The sequence below is a fragment of the Pseudomonas juntendi genome (assembly GCF_021560075.1).
Taxonomy (GTDB): domain Bacteria; phylum Pseudomonadota; class Gammaproteobacteria; order Pseudomonadales; family Pseudomonadaceae; genus Aquipseudomonas; species Aquipseudomonas juntendi.
The window spans coordinates 3725267-3739064 of record NZ_CP091088.1 but is presented as its reverse complement, the minus strand read 5'-3'; the positions used below and the strand labels follow the sequence as shown (position 1 = coordinate 3739064).

14 protein-coding genes are annotated in these 13798 nt (G+C 62.2%); all 14 read left to right on the top strand.

Annotated elements, in window-relative coordinates; translation table 11 throughout:
* Nucleotides 1–65: 65 nt before the first annotated feature.
* The 14 genes from L1P09_RS17345 (at nt 66) to fliA (ending at nt 13707) form a co-directional block, all read left to right on the top strand.
* The gene (locus L1P09_RS17345) at nt 66–1328 is read left to right on the top strand and encodes a flagellar hook-length control protein FliK (protein ID WP_235767934.1); all 1263 of its coding nucleotides are present in this window, start codon (nt 66–68) and stop codon (nt 1326–1328) included.
* 208 nt (nt 1329–1536) lie between these two features.
* A complete protein-coding gene (gene fliL / locus L1P09_RS17340) occupies nt 1537–2034 on the top strand; it encodes a flagellar basal body-associated protein FliL (RefSeq protein ID WP_009683213.1) in 498 nt (165 codons plus the stop codon).
* A gap of 9 nt (nt 2035–2043) precedes the next feature.
* Complete coding sequence (fliM, locus tag L1P09_RS17335; protein WP_009683214.1) at nt 2044–3012, top strand: flagellar motor switch protein FliM; 969 nt, start codon at nt 2044–2046, stop codon at nt 3010–3012.
* A 47-nt stretch (nt 3013–3059) separates the two neighbouring features.
* The gene (fliN, locus tag L1P09_RS17330) at nt 3060–3527 is read left to right on the top strand and encodes a flagellar motor switch protein FliN (RefSeq protein WP_029885654.1); all 468 of its coding nucleotides are present in this window, start codon (nt 3060–3062) and stop codon (nt 3525–3527) included.
* The gene (fliO, locus tag L1P09_RS17325; RefSeq protein WP_182336540.1) at nt 3528–3974 is read left to right on the top strand and encodes a flagellar biosynthetic protein FliO; all 447 of its coding nucleotides are present in this window, start codon (nt 3528–3530) and stop codon (nt 3972–3974) included.
* Nucleotides 3974–4741 (top strand): flagellar type III secretion system pore protein FliP, encoded by a 768-nt coding sequence (fliP, locus tag L1P09_RS17320; RefSeq protein ID WP_054881279.1) that lies wholly within the window; start codon nt 3974–3976, stop codon nt 4739–4741. Before fliO ends, fliP begins: the two co-directional genes overlap by 1 nt.
* 21 nt (nt 4742–4762) lie before the next feature.
* Complete coding sequence (gene fliQ / locus L1P09_RS17315; RefSeq protein WP_012273497.1) at nt 4763–5032, top strand: flagellar biosynthesis protein FliQ; 270 nt, start codon at nt 4763–4765, stop codon at nt 5030–5032.
* Between the two features lie 7 nt (nt 5033–5039).
* Entirely contained in the window at nt 5040–5816 is a 777-nt protein-coding gene (gene fliR / locus L1P09_RS17310; protein WP_054881280.1) for a flagellar biosynthetic protein FliR, read from the top strand.
* A 2-nt stretch (nt 5817–5818) separates the two neighbouring features.
* Complete coding sequence (gene flhB, locus L1P09_RS17305; RefSeq protein ID WP_009683221.1) at nt 5819–6961, top strand: flagellar biosynthesis protein FlhB; 1143 nt, start codon at nt 5819–5821, stop codon at nt 6959–6961.
* A gap of 186 nt (nt 6962–7147) precedes the next feature.
* Nucleotides 7148–8080: an RHS repeat-associated core domain-containing protein gene (locus L1P09_RS17300; RefSeq protein ID WP_082414625.1), complete on the top strand. Its 933-nt coding sequence runs from the start codon at nt 7148–7150 to the stop codon at nt 8078–8080.
* Nucleotides 8081–8594: 514 nt separating this feature from the next.
* Nucleotides 8595–10724 carry a flagellar biosynthesis protein FlhA gene (gene flhA, locus L1P09_RS17295; protein ID WP_054881281.1) on the top strand — a complete coding sequence of 710 codons (2130 nt, stop codon included), beginning with the start codon at nt 8595–8597 and terminating at the stop codon, nt 10722–10724.
* A gap of 11 nt (nt 10725–10735) precedes the next feature.
* Nucleotides 10736–12043, top strand: a complete 1308-nt coding sequence (flhF, locus tag L1P09_RS17290) for a flagellar biosynthesis protein FlhF (RefSeq protein ID WP_235767933.1) — start codon at nt 10736–10738, stop codon at nt 12041–12043.
* A gap of 84 nt (nt 12044–12127) precedes the next feature.
* On the top strand, nt 12128–12970 hold the full coding sequence (fleN, locus tag L1P09_RS17285; RefSeq protein WP_172828404.1) for a flagellar synthesis regulator FleN: 843 nt from the start codon (nt 12128–12130) through the stop codon (nt 12968–12970).
* Nucleotides 12967–13707 carry an RNA polymerase sigma factor FliA gene (gene fliA, locus L1P09_RS17280; RefSeq protein WP_009683227.1) on the top strand — a complete coding sequence of 247 codons (741 nt, stop codon included), beginning with the start codon at nt 12967–12969 and terminating at the stop codon, nt 13705–13707. The genes fleN and fliA overlap by 4 nt, the downstream gene beginning before the upstream one ends.
* Nucleotides 13708–13798 lie beyond the last annotated feature (91 nt).

Sequence of the window (13798 nt, the reverse complement as noted above, 5' to 3'; positions counted from 1 at the left end):
AGTTGGCGCGAGTCTTGCTTTTCTCCGCCAGGAAGATACTCACGTTCTGGCGCGGAGACCGCTCGATGCCTGTCGCACCCAACCCTTTTTTGCAAGCCAATGCCCCCGCCAGTAGCGCGCGTTCAACTGCCCTGCAGGCAGACAAACCCGTGCAGGCGTTGGGCGACAAGGGCGACGGCTTCGACCAGGTCATGGCCCGGCAGCGGCGCAACCCGCCGGCTGGGCCCGATGACAAGGTTGCCCAGGCCAGGCCCAAGGACAAGCCGGAAGCGGCTGTTGGCGGCAAGAAAGACCCGGGCAGCAAGGCAGCGGTTGCCGATGACGGCAACAAATTGCCAGATGACGATACCGCCAAGGCCGATACCGGGCTGACGGACGCCAGCCTGGTGGCCGGGCAGGTCACCGATGGCCAGCCCGGCGGGCAGTTGATCCAGGCCCAGGCCGAGGCGGTGACGCCCGTGTTGCAAGCCGCCACGGCGCAAGCCCAACTGGCCACCGCAGTGCCGGCAGAACCCACCGAAGAAGCCTTCGACCCTGACGCCGACCCCTTGGCCAACCTGCCAACCCTGCGCCTGGCGCTGGAGCACAGCGCCCAGGCCAAAGGCAGTACTTCCGCACATGCCCTTGATCCCGCTCAGGCCCAGGGCGATGACGCCCGCGCTGCCGTCAATAGCTTGACGACTCTGGTCGAGCAAAGCGAGGGCTACGCTACCGAGTCCGGTGACGGGGCGTTCGGTGCCTTGCTCGAAGATGGCCTGAAAGACACCAAGAGCGCTGCCAGCGACACCCGTATCGACGACTTCGCCAATCGCCTGGCCAGCCTGACCCAGGCAGCCACGGCCAAGACCGCCAACGCGGTGCCGGCCAGTGCCAGCCCGCTGCACCAGCCCTTGCCGATGAACCAGAATGCGTGGGCTGAGGGCCTGGTCAACCGGGTCATGTACTTGTCCAGCCAGAATCTCAAGTCGGCGGATATCCAGCTGGAGCCGGCCGAGCTGGGCCGCCTGGACATTCGCGTCAATGTGGCGGCGGACCAGGCTACCCAGATCACGTTCATCAGCGGCCACGCGGGCGTGCGTGATGCCCTGGACAGCCAGGTGCACCGCCTGCGCGAGCTGTTCGCCCAGCAGGGGCTGGCGCAGCCCGACGTCAACGTCGCCGATCAGTCGCGGGGGCAGCAGCAGCAACAGGGCCAGGCACAGGACAGCAACCTGTCCGGGGTGGCGGCGCGGCGGGCCGGGCAGGGTGGGGGCGAGGTTGTCGATAGCGCCCGGCCTGTGGAGCAGCAGGTGGTTGTCGGCGACAGTGCGGTCGATTACTACGCCTGATGCCGGGTTGCCTGTTCCGGCCTGTTCGCGGGCTTGCCCGCTCCCACAGGGGTTTGCAACCTGTGCAGTACCTGTGGCAGGGGGCATGCCCGCGGATAAGACTGCAGCGCAGATCCTGCTGAAACCGAACCTCTGAATAAGCTGGCATAACACTTGCTCAGGCCAAGCCATCCTCCTTTGAACCCCCGATGGACGACGGATTATTGGCATGGCGAAGAGCGAAGCAGTCAAAGACCCCGCCACAAAAGGCAAACTCAAGCTGATCATCATGGCTGTCGTCGGCTTGTTGCTGGCGATTGGCCTTTCGGTGGGCGCTACCTGGTTCATCATGCACAAGAGCGAACCGGCGCCGGCCGCCGAGGCGGCAGCCAGCAACGTCAAGCCAGCAGCGATCTACCAGGCGCTGACCCCGGCCTTCGTGGTCAACTTCAACCAGAACGGGCGCCAGCGCTACATGCAGGTGAGCATCACCATGCAGGCGCGCAACCAGGCAGACCTGGATGCACTCAAGGTGCACATGCCGGTCATCCGCAACAACCTGGTGATGATGTTCTCCGGGCAGGGCTTCGACGCCCTCGCCAGCAGCCCTGTCGGCCAGGAAATGCTGCGCCAGAAAGCCACTGCCGTGGTCCAGGAAGTGGCGCAGAAGGAACTTGGCAAGCCGGTCATCGACCAGCTGCTGTTCACCAATTTCGTATTGCAGTAGGAGTCCGCCATGGCCGTACAGGACCTGCTGTCCCAGGATGAAATCGATGCCCTGTTGCACGGCGTCGACGACGGGCTGGTGCAGACCGAGACCGCCGCGGAGCCCGGCAGTATCAAAAGCTACGACCTGACCAGTCAGGACCGTATCGTGCGCGGTCGCATGCCGACCCTGGAAATGATCAACGAGCGTTTCGCCCGCTACACCCGCATCAGCATGTTCAACCTGCTGCGCCGCTCGGCCGACGTGGCCGTGGGTGGCGTGCAGGTGATGAAGTTCGGCGAGTACGTGCACTCGCTGTATGTGCCGACCAGCCTGAACCTGGTCAAGATCAAGCCATTGCGCGGCACTTCGCTGTTCATTCTCGACGCCAAGCTGGTGTTCAAGCTGGTGGACAATTTCTTCGGCGGCGATGGCCGCCACGCCAAGATCGAGGGCCGTGAGTTCACCCCCACCGAACTGCGCGTGGTACGCATGGTGCTGGACCAGTGCTTCGTCGACCTGAAGGAAGCCTGGCAGGCCATCATGCCGGTGTCTTTCGAGTACATGAACTCCGAGGTCAACCCGGCCATGGCCAACATCGTCGGCCCGAGCGAGGCAGTGGTGGTGTCCACCTTCCATATCGAGCTGGACGGTGGTGGCGGTGACCTGCACGTGACCATGCCGTATTCGATGATCGAGCCGGTGCGGGAAATGCTCGACGCCGGTTTCCAGTCCGACCTGGACGACCAGGACGAGCGTTGGGTCAAGGCCCTGCGCGAAGACGTGCTGGATGTTGCCGTGCCGATGACTGCCACCGTGGCCCGGCGCCAGTTGAAGCTGCGCGACATCCTGCACATGCAGCCTGGCGATGTGATACCGGTGGAGTTGCCCGAGCACCTGGTGTTGCGCGCCAATGGCGTGCCGGCGTTCAAGGCGCGGCTGGGCTCGCACAAGGGCAACCTGGCGCTGCAGATCATCGACCCGATCGAACGCCGCTGACGGCGTGCCGGTCGCCCCTAACGAATTGAATGCCTGTCGAGGAAACCATGGCTAACGAAAACGAGATCACCTCCCCAGAAGATCAGGCCTTGGCCGATGAGTGGGCCGCTGCGCTGGAAGAGACCGGTGCTGCCGGCCAGGCGGACATCGATGCGCTGCTGGGCGGTGACACCGGCAGCCACAGCGGCCCGGGCCGCCTGCCAATGGAAGAGTTCGCCAGCTCGCCCAAGCCGAACGAAAATGTCAGCCTCGAAGGCCCGAACCTGGATGTGATCCTGGATATCCCGGTGAACATCTCCATGGAAGTGGGCAGCACCGAGATCAACATCCGCAACCTGCTGCAGCTCAACCAGGGTTCGGTCATCGAGCTTGACCGCCTGGCCGGCGAGCCACTGGACGTGCTGGTCAACGGTACGTTGATCGCCCATGGCGAAGTGGTGGTGGTCAACGAGAAGTTCGGCATTCGCCTGACCGACGTGATCAGCCCCAGCGAACGCATCAAGAAGCTGCGCTGAGTGAAGGCCACGATACGCACCATCGCGGCACTTGCGGCGTTGTTGGGCAGCCACGCCTGCCTGGCAGCGGCCACCCTCACGGCCACGCCGGCAGCGGCGCCTGGCAGCCTGGGCGGGCAACTGGCGCAGATGGTCTTCGGCCTGCTGCTGGTGGTCGGCCTGATTTTCTTCCTGGCCTGGCTGCTGCGGCGTTTGCAGAGCACGGCTGTGAAGGGTGGGCAGGTGATCGAGATCGTCGGCAGCCGCGCCATCGGCCCGCGCGACCGCCTGTTGCTGGTGCAGGTGGGCAAGGAGCAGATACTGATAGGCCACACCCCGGGCAGCATCGAGGCATTGCATGTGCTGGCAGAGCCGGTGCAGGTGCCGGAAAGCGCTCGCCAGGCGACGCCGGAGTTTGCCCAGCGGTTGATGGAGTTGATGGGCAAGAACCCTAAGGACAACAGGTGATGAGCGGCGCGCTGCGTAGGTTGTTGGGGCCGTTGTTGACAGTGGCGCTGTTGCTGGCCGCGCCGTTGGCGTTGGCCGCCGACCCGTTGTCGATTCCGGCCATTACCCTGTCCAATACTGCGGACGGGCAGCAGGAATATTCGGTCAGCCTGCAAATCCTGCTGATCATGACGGCGCTGAGCTTCATTCCGGCGTTCGTCATCCTCATGACCAGCTTCACCCGTATCATCATCGTGTTCTCGATCCTGCGCCAGGCCCTGGGCTTGCAGCAGACACCGTCGAACCAGCTGCTGACCGGCATGGCGCTGTTCCTGACGATGTTCATCATGGCCCCGGTGTTCGACCGGGTGAACCAGGATGCCTTGCAGCCTTACCTGAAAGAACAGATGACCGCTCAGCAGGCCATCGACAAGGCCCAGGGCCCGCTCAAGGACTTCATGCTGGCGCAAACCCGGCAAAGCGACCTGGACCTGTTCATGCGCTTGTCCAAGCGCACCGACATTGCCGGGCCCGATCAAGTGCCGCTGACCATCTTGGTGCCTGCGTTCGTCACCTCCGAGCTGAAAACGGCGTTCCAGATCGGCTTCATGATTTTCATCCCGTTCCTGATCATCGACATGGTGGTGGCCAGTGTGCTGATGGCGATGGGTATGATGATGCTGTCGCCGCTGATCATTTCGCTGCCGTTCAAGATCATGCTGTTCGTGCTGGTCGATGGCTGGGCGTTGATCATGGGCACCCTGGCCAGCAGTTTCGGCGGCGTCTGACGCCGTCAAGGAGAGCCGCCGATGACACCTGAAGTCGCTGTCGACCTGTTCCGTGATGCCCTGTGGCTGACCACCCTGATGGTGGCCGTGCTGGTGGTGCCAAGCCTGCTGGTGGGCCTGGTGGTGGCGATGTTCCAGGCCGCCACGCAGATCAACGAACAGACCCTGAGCTTTCTGCCGCGCCTGCTGGTGATGCTGATCACGCTGATCGTTGCCGGGCCGTGGCTGGTGCAGAAGTTCATGGAGTACATCACCACGCTCTACACCAACATTCCGCAGCTCATAGGTTGATGCGCGGATGCTGGAGCTGACCGATACGCAGATCGGCACCTGGGTCGCCACCTTCATCCTGCCGTTGTTCAGGGTGACGGCGGTGTTGATGACCATGCCGATCTTCGGTACCCGCATGCTGCCGGCGCGGGTGCGCCTGTACGTGGCCGTGGCCATTACCGTGGTCATCGTGCCGGCGTTGCCACCGCTGCCTGAATTCGACCCGCTGAGCCTGCGCGGCCTGCTGCTGTGCGCCGAACAGATCATCGTCGGGACGTTGTTCGGCCTGGCGTTGCAGTTGCTGTTCCAGGCGTTCGTGATTGCCGGGCAGATCGTTGCGGTGCAGATGGGTATGGCCTTCGCCTCCATGGTCGACCCGGGGAACGGGGTCAACGTTACGGTGATCAGCCAGTTCATGACGATGCTGGTGAGTGTGCTGTTCCTGTTGATGAACGGCCACCTGGTGGTGTTCGAGGTGCTGACCGAAAGCTTCACCACGTTGCCGGTGGGCAATGCGCTGGTGGTCAACCACTTCTGGGAGCTCGCCGGGCGCATGGGTTGGGTGTTCGGTGCCGGCTTGCTGTTGATCCTGCCGGTGATTGCGGCGTTGCTGGTGGTGAACATTGCCTTTGGGGTGATGACCCGTGCGGCGCCGCAGCTGAACATTTTCTCCATCGGTTTCCCGTTGACCCTGGTCATGGGCATGTTCATCTTCTGGGTCGGCCTGGCCGATGTGCTGTCGCACTACCAGGCATTGGCCAGCGAAACGCTGCAGTGGCTGCGTGAATTGGCAAGGGCGGGCTGAGCATGGCTGAGAGCGAAAGCGGCCAGGACAAAACGGAAGACCCCACCGAGAAACGCAAGCGCGACTCACGGGAAAAAGGCGAGGTCGCCCGCTCCAAGGAGTTGAACACGGTGGCGGTGACCCTGGCCGGCGCGGGTGGGCTGCTGGCGTTTGGCGGCCACTTGGCCGAAACCCTGCTGGCGTTGATGCGCATGAATTTCAGCCTGACCCGCGACATCATCGTGGACGAGCGGGCGATGGGCGCGTTTCTGCTGGCCTCGGGCAAGATGGCCATCTGGGCCGTGCAGCCGGTGCTGATCCTGCTGTTCGTGATCTCCTTCGTGGCGCCCATCGCGCTGAGCGGCTTCCTGTTCTCGGGCAGTTTGCTGCAGCCGAAATTCAGTCGCATGAATCCGTTGTCAGGCATCAAGCGCATGTTCTCGATGCATGCCTTGACCGAATTGCTGAAGGCGCTGGCCAAGTTTTTCGTGATCTTGGTAGTGGCGGTGGTGGTACTGATCAACGACCGCCAGGCGCTGCTGTCGATTGCCAACGAGCCGCTGGAGCAGGCGATCATTCACAGCCTGCAGGTGGTGGGCTGGAGTGCCTTGTGGATGTCGGCCGGGTTGTTGCTGATCGCGGCTGCGGATGTGCCGTTCCAGTTGTACCAGACGCACAAGAAACTGAAGATGACCAAGCAGGAAGTGCGCGACGAGTACAAGGACAGCGAGGGCAAGCCCGAGGTCAAGCAGCGTATTCGCCAGCTGCAGCGCGAAGTGTCGCAGCGGCGCATGATGGCGGCGGTGCCGCAGGCCGACGTGATCATCACCAACCCGACCCACTATGCGGTGGCCTTGCAGTATGACCCGGAGAAGGGGGGGGTGGCGCCGTTGCTGTTGGCCAAGGGCACGGATTTCATTGCCTTGAAGATTCGCGAAATTGGCGTGGAGCATAAGGTTCAGATCCTGGAATCGCCGGCCTTGGCGCGGGCGATCTATTACTCGACCGAGATCGAGCAGGAAATCCCCGCCGGCCTGTACCTGGCTGTGGCGCAGGTGCTGGCCTATGTGTTCCAGATCCGCCAGTACCGTGCGGGCAAGGGCAAGCGCCCTGAGCCGTTGAAGGATGACCTGCCGATCCCGCCAGACCTGCGCCGCGACAGTTGACCTTGTGCCAGGGCCTCTGGCCCTTTCGTTGACTCGCCTGCTCCCTCGGGTGCGACGCTGCCATTGAGCTCAGGCATCAGAGATGACACTCAGCAATTAGTCAATTTTTTCAATTGGTATTTTTGTCAGTTGTAGGCAGTGCGAAGGGTTGTGAATATTGTCACTCTGCACTAGGAGGGGCTTGCCATGAATTCACCTCGCCATGAATCCGCGACAACTGTGACGATCGGCTTATCAGAAAAAAACAACAAGACTGAGCGTACTGATGTGCGACAGCACTTTGCATTCACCCCGTATGGCTTTGCAGGGGGCTTGTTCTGTTATTTTTCATCCCTGGGATTCAATGGGCAGTGGGCAGAGGCACTGGCGAATTTATATTTTTTGGGTGCGGGTCGTCGGGGATATAGCACGGTTCTGATGAGGTTCCTAAGCTCTGATCGTGCCAGCCCATTTCGAGCAGGTGGCATCAACCCCTATGCATATTGTGAGGGCGATCCTGTCAATTACCACGATAACTCCGGGCTCAACCGTCGTCCTTCAATACGTAGGCATTGGATGAGCCCCAGTTTCGTAGAAGGCGGGCTTCAAAACAAAGGAAGGGCAGACGCCCGACCCTATCAAGTGGGGCAGCGCCGCCATTCGTTTAATGGATTTGATCGACCAGAGTCGAAAGCGCTCGTTGGGTTTCATGCTTCGAGAACGGAATATGCTGAAGCTATGACCGGAACTTTACAGGGCCGTAAAGACGTCTTGATGACTCCGCTTTCTCAGCATAAAAAATTCGGAGTGGATCCGCATTATTTCAGACCTGATAATGAGTTTGGAGCAGGTTTTTACGCTGGGGAGTATGGTGTTGCCAAGTTTTATGCAGCTAAGCGGGGCGCCCAGAGCCAATCCTCTACCACGGTGTTCAGTGTCTATGTAGACAACGCAGTAGGTATGCAGCCCGGCTTGCACTACCATGCAGGCTTGCTGAAGCACGGTGCGAAGCCTCCCTATCCGGAAACGCCCTATTTTTTTCAGTTCGCATTATTGCGAAGAGTGATATCGCGCGTTTCGCTTAAAATGGGAGTGGTGCGTGGTGAATCCCCGGTGCCGCTGAGGCCCAACGAAGTCTGACGCTATCAGTGGTTTGCCTCCTATGGATAGCAACCGGAGCACATGAAAGACAACCTGCGATTCCTGTCGGATCTGCGCCATTACTATTGACCTTGTGTCAGGGCTTCTGGCCTTTTCGCGGGTAACCCGCTCCCACAGGCATTTCACGGATCTCAAACCCTATGCGGTACCAGTGGGAGATCACCCAGCACTACGGGCTGCGCTGTCGCGCAGAGAACTCGATTCGTAAGCGCGACGCTGCCTGTGTGAGAGCGGGCTAGTCGAGGCGTCGAACCGCCGCGACGAATCAAACGCGGTGGCTGGCACCGGCTACGCCGGTGTTCGCGGGCATGCCCGCTCCCACAGAGACCTCGCTAAATCCATAAGTTATGTGTTGCTCTATAAGGGCGGTTCACCCGCGAAGCGGCCGGCACACACAACATAAATCTTCTGTTGCGCAAAGTTGGAAGGCTTCTTGCAATGCCAGCCGCAGATGCCCCTTGGGCGTCAAAGTTTTGCATCAAGAGGACTCGCGGTGGATCGCACTCAGTTAATCAGCAACGCCCGTCATAACCTGGCCGGGCTCGGCCGGGGCAACCTGGGTGTACCGCTGCTGCTGCTGGTGATGTTGGCAATGATGATGTTGCCGATACCACCGTTCCTGCTCGACGTGTTCTTCACCTTCAACATCGCCTTGTCGATCGTGGTGCTGCTGGTCTGCGTCTACGCCCTGCGCCCGCTCGACTTCGCTGCATTCCCCACCATCCTGCTGGTGGCCACGCTGCTGCGCCTGGCGCTGAACGTGGCCTCCACGCGGGTGGTCATGCTGCACGGCCAGGAAGGCCACGGCGCCGCCGGCAAGGTGATCCAAGCCTTCGGCGAGGTGGTGATCGGCGGTAACTACGTGGTCGGTGCGGTGGTCTTCGCCATCCTCATGATCATCAACTTCGTGGTGGTGACCAAGGGCGCCGGGCGTATCTCGGAAGTGAGCGCGCGCTTCACCCTCGACGCCATGCCCGGCAAGCAGATGGCGATTGACGCCGACCTCAATGCTGGCCTCATCGACCAGGCCCAGGCCAAGCACCGTCGTGCCGAGGTGGCCCAGGAGGCCGAGTTCTACGGTTCGATGGACGGTGCCAGCAAGTTCGTGCGCGGTGACGCCATCGCCGGCTTGCTGATCCTGTTCATCAACCTGATCGGTGGCATGCTGATCGGCATGCTGCAGCATGGCATGAGCTTCGGCGATGCCGGCAAGGTGTACGCCCTGCTGACCATCGGTGACGGTTTGGTGGCGCAATTGCCATCACTGCTGTTGTCGACCGCTGCGGCGATCATGGTCACCCGCGCCTCGGGCTCGGAGGACATGGGCAAACTGATCAACCGGCAGATGTTCGACTCGCCCAAGGCGTTGGCGGTGTCGGCGGGGTTGATGATTGTCATGGGGCTGGTGCCGGGCATGCCGCACGTCGCCTTCATCGGCCTGGGTCTGCTGGCCGGTGGCGGGGCTTATCTCGTATGGAAGAAACAACAGAAGGCCAAGGCCCAGGCCTTGCAGGAGGCGCAGCGCCAGCAAGACCTGCTGCCTTCGCCGCAGCGGGCGCTGGAAACCAAGGAGCTGGGCTGGGACGATGTGACACCGATCGACATGATCGGCCTGGAAGTCGGCTACCGGCTGATCCCCCTGGTGGACCGCAACCAGGGTGGTCAGTTGCTGGCGCGAATCAAGGGCGTGCGCAAGAAGCTGTCGCAGGACCTGGGCTTCCTCATGCCCACGGTGCATATTCGCGACAACCTTGACCTGCAACCCAGCGCCTATCGCCTGACGCTGATGGGGGTGATCCTGGCGGAGGCCGAGATTTACCCGGACCGCGAGTTGGCGATCAACCCGGGGCAGGTGTTCGGCACCCTCAACGGCATTGCCGCACGTGACCCGGCGTTCGGCCTGGAAGCGGTGTGGATCGACGTGGGCCAGCGCTCGCAGGCGCAGTCGCTGGGCTACACCGTGGTCGATGCCAGTACGGTAGTGGCCACCCACCTCAACCAGATCCTGCAGAAGCACTGCCATGAACTGATTGGCCACGAAGAGGTCCAGCAACTGTTGCAGGTGTTGGCCAAGGCTTCGCCTAAACTTGCAGAAGAACTGGTGCCGGGTGTCATTTCCTTGTCGGGGCTGCTCAAGGTCTTGCAGGCCCTGTTGTCGGAACAGGTACCCGTGCGCGATATTCGCAGTATTGCCGAAGCAATCGCGAACAACGCTGGCAAGAGTCAAGATACCGCCGCGCTGGTTGCGGCGGTGCGCGTCGGATTGTGTCGCGCCATCGTGCAAAGCATTGTCGGCGTTGAGTCGGAGCTCCCGGTGATCACCCTGGAGCCAAGGTTGGAACAGATTTTGCTCAATAGTCTGCAACGCGCCGGGCAAGGCCAGGAAGACGGTGTTCTTCTGGAACCGAGCATGGCCGAGAAGCTGCAACGTTCGCTGATCGAAGCGGCCCAGCGCCAGGAAATGCAGGGCCAGCCGGCCATTCTGCTGGTCGCCGGCCCGATCCGCGCCATGCTGTCGCGTTTCGGTCGCCTGGCTGTACCGAATTTGCATGTGCTGGCGTATCAGGAAATACCGGACAACAAGCAAGTCACCATCGTTGCCACCGTGGGCCCTAACGGCTGAGGTAGTGGATAATGCAAGTTAAGCGATTTTTCGCCGCCGATATGCGTCAGGCCATGAAACTGGTCCGTGATGAGCTGGGCGCCGATGCCGCGATCATTGGCAACCGTCGCATTGCCGGCGGTGTCGAGCTGACGGCCGCGCTGGACTACAAGCTGTCCGCCCTGGCCCCGCGTGTGCCCAATGCCGAGCTGGAAGAAGAGCTGCGCAAGACCCACACGCGCATTGCCACGGCCCAGGCCGAGCTGGGCCACCGCCAGGACAGCAGCGATAACAACCGCCAATTGTTCGCCGGGCAGTCGCTGACCGCTGCCGAGCCGCTGGTCGAGCCCCACGTCGATGCCCCACAGGCGGCGGCCGCCACGGCGCCGGCGCCCGTTGACCCGCGCCTGTTCGATGCCATGCGCTCCGAACTGTCGGGCCTGCGCGAACTGCTGGAAGTGCAGCTCGGCTCGCTGGCCTGGGCCCAGCTGCAGGGCAGCAAGCCACAACAGGCCAACATCTGGCGGCGCCTGCAGCGCATTGGCCTGTCCGGGCCGATTGCCCGCGAGTTGCTGGAGCTGACCGCCGAAATCGAAGAGCCACGCCATGCCTGGCGCATGTTGCTGGCGCACTTGGCGCGCATGATCGAAATTCCCGAGGTAGAGCCGATCGAAGAAGGCGGTGTGATCGCCATGGTCGGCCCGGCCGGCATGGGCAAGACCACCACCCTGGCCAAGCTGGCGGCGCGCTACGTGCTCAAGTACGGCGCGCAGAACATGGCGCTGGTGAGCATGGACAGCTTCCGCATCGGTGCCCAGGAGCAGCTCAAGACCCTTGGCCGCATCCTCAATGTCCCAGTCACCTATGTCGACCCAGGCCAGTCGCTGGCGGCAGCGCTGGAGCCGCTGCTGCGCAAGCGTGTGGTGCTGATCGACACCGCCGGCCTGCAGGCCAGCGACCCGGCCCTGCGCTTGCAGCTGGAAACCCTGGCCGGCCGTGGCATCGCCGCCAAGAATTACCTGGTACTGGCCACCACCAGCCAGAAGCAGGTGTTGACCGCCGCCTACCACAGCTACAAGCGCTGTGGCCTGGCCGGCTGCATCCTGACCAAGCTCGATGAAACGGCAAGCCTTGGCGATGTGTTGAGCCTTGCCATCAGTCATGATTTGCCTGTGGCCTATCTTACCGACGGCCCGCGCATTCCTGACGACCTGCACCTGCCCCGGGGGCACCAGCTGGTGTCCCGCGCGGTCAATGTGCAGCAGCAGGAGGAGCCCAGCGAAGAGGCAATGGCCGACATGTTCGCTGATCTCTACCACAACCCACGGCGAGCGGGTTGAGTATGAAACGTGTGCAAAGTAGCTATGCCAAGGGGTACGCAGAATTGCCCTACGTGTGGCCTGGGTCCCAGCGATACAAGGTAAATTACAAACATGGGTAGCATGCATCCCGTACAGGTGATCGCCGTGACCGGTGGCAAAGGTGGCGTCGGCAAGACTAACGTTTCAGTGAACCTGTCCCTGGCGTTGGCCGAACTCGGCCGCAGGGTCATGTTGCTGGATGCCGACCTGGGCCTGGCCAATGTCGACGTGTTGCTGGGCCTGACGCCCAAACGGACCCTGGCCGATGTCATCGAAGGGCGCTGCGAGCTGCGTGACGTGATATTGCAGGGCCCTGGCGGTGTGCGCATCGTACCGGCTGCCTCCGGTACGCAGAGCATGGTCCACCTGGCGCCGGCCCAGCATGCCGGGCTGATCCAGGCGTTCAGCGAAGTCGGCGACAACCTCGATGTACTGGTCATCGATACCGCTGCGGGTATCGGTGAGTCGGTCGTCAGCTTTGTCCGTGCCGCCCAAGAAGTGCTGCTGGTGGTGTGCGACGAGCCGACCTCGATCACCGATGCCTACGCGCTGATCAAGCTGCTCAACCGTGACTACGGCATGAACCGCTTCCGCGTGCTGGCCAACATGGCCCAGAGCCCTCAGGAAGGGCGCAACCTGTTTGCCAAGCTGACCAAGGTCACCGACCGTTTCCTGGATGTCGCCCTGCAGTACGTAGGCGCCGTGCCCTACGACGAGTGCGTGCGCAAGGCGGTGCAGAAGCAGCGTGCCGTGTACGAAGCCTTCCCACGCTCCAAGTGCGCGCTGGCCTTCAAGGCGATTGCCCAGAAGGTCGACAGCTGGCCGCTGCCGGCCAACCCACGTGGCCACCTGGAGTTCTTCGTCGAGCGCCTGGTGCAGCCGACCAGCGCGGGACCGGTGCTATGAACGCCAGCGGGTTCAAGATGTACAGCCGGGCGGCGAAAGACGCCCAGTACGAGTTGATCGAACGCTACGCCCCCCTGGTCAAGCGCATCGCCTACCACCTGTTGGCGCGCTTGCCGGCCAACGTGCAGGTCGAGGACCTGATCCAGGCCGGCATGATCGGCCTGCTGGAAGTGGCCAACAAGTACGACGCCAGCAAGGGCGCCAGCTTTGAAACCTATGCCGGCATTCGTATCCGCGGCGCCATGCTCGACGAAGTGCGCAAAGGCGACTGGGCACCCCGCTCGGTGCACCGCAACACCCGCATGGTCAGCGACGCGATGCGCGCCGTGGAGGCCAGAACCGGCCGTGACGCTAAAGATCATGAAGTTGCTGCCGAACTCCAATTGAGCCTCGATGATTACTACGCGATCCTCAACGATACCTTGGGCAGCCGTTTGTTCAGCTTCGATGACCTGCTGCAGGACGGTGAGCACGAAGGGCTGCATGAAGACGGCGCCAGCGGCCAGGTCGAACCTGCCCGGGGCCTCGAGGAGGAGCGCTTCCAGCTAGCCCTGACCGAGGCCATCGCCAACCTGCCCGAGCGTGAACGCCTGGTGCTGGCGCTGTACTACGACGAAGAGCTCAACCTCAAGGAGATCGGTGAGGTGCTGGGGGTCAGCGAGTCGCGGGTTAGCCAGTTGCACAGCCAGTGTGCCGCGCGTCTGCGTAGCCGCCTGGGGGAATGGCGGGCGCGCTGAGCCTGCTAGGGTTGCGGCTGTTTCCACGCGGTTTTCCACGTTGTACCGAATTGATTGAATGCGCGCTCGGGGCCGAGCGCGTTTGAGACTG

What these genes read in the sequence shown, in the direction of transcription:
- fliN (WP_029885654.1), top strand. Translation starts at nt 3,060, where the DNA reads ATGGCTAACGAAAACGAGATCACCTCCCCAGAAGATCAGGCCTTGGCC.
- fliQ (WP_012273497.1), top strand. Translation starts at nt 4,763, where the DNA reads ATGACACCTGAAGTCGCTGTCGACCTGTTCCGTGATGCCCTGTGGCTG.
- fliR (WP_054881280.1), top strand. Translation starts at nt 5,040, where the DNA reads ATGCTGGAGCTGACCGATACGCAGATCGGCACCTGGGTCGCCACCTTC.
- flhB (WP_009683221.1), top strand. Translation starts at nt 5,819, where the DNA reads ATGGCTGAGAGCGAAAGCGGCCAGGACAAAACGGAAGACCCCACCGAG.
- fliM (WP_009683214.1), top strand. Translation starts at nt 2,044, where the DNA reads ATGGCCGTACAGGACCTGCTGTCCCAGGATGAAATCGATGCCCTGTTG.
- L1P09_RS17345 (WP_235767934.1), top strand. Translation starts at nt 66, where the DNA reads ATGCCTGTCGCACCCAACCCTTTTTTGCAAGCCAATGCCCCCGCCAGT.
- fliA (WP_009683227.1), top strand. Translation starts at nt 12,967, where the DNA reads ATGAACGCCAGCGGGTTCAAGATGTACAGCCGGGCGGCGAAAGACGCC.
- L1P09_RS17300 (WP_082414625.1), top strand. Translation starts at nt 7,148, where the DNA reads ATGAATTCACCTCGCCATGAATCCGCGACAACTGTGACGATCGGCTTA.
- fliL (WP_009683213.1), top strand. Translation starts at nt 1,537, where the DNA reads ATGGCGAAGAGCGAAGCAGTCAAAGACCCCGCCACAAAAGGCAAACTC.
- flhF (WP_235767933.1), top strand. Translation starts at nt 10,736, where the DNA reads ATGCAAGTTAAGCGATTTTTCGCCGCCGATATGCGTCAGGCCATGAAA.
- fliP (WP_054881279.1), top strand. Translation starts at nt 3,974, where the DNA reads ATGAGCGGCGCGCTGCGTAGGTTGTTGGGGCCGTTGTTGACAGTGGCG.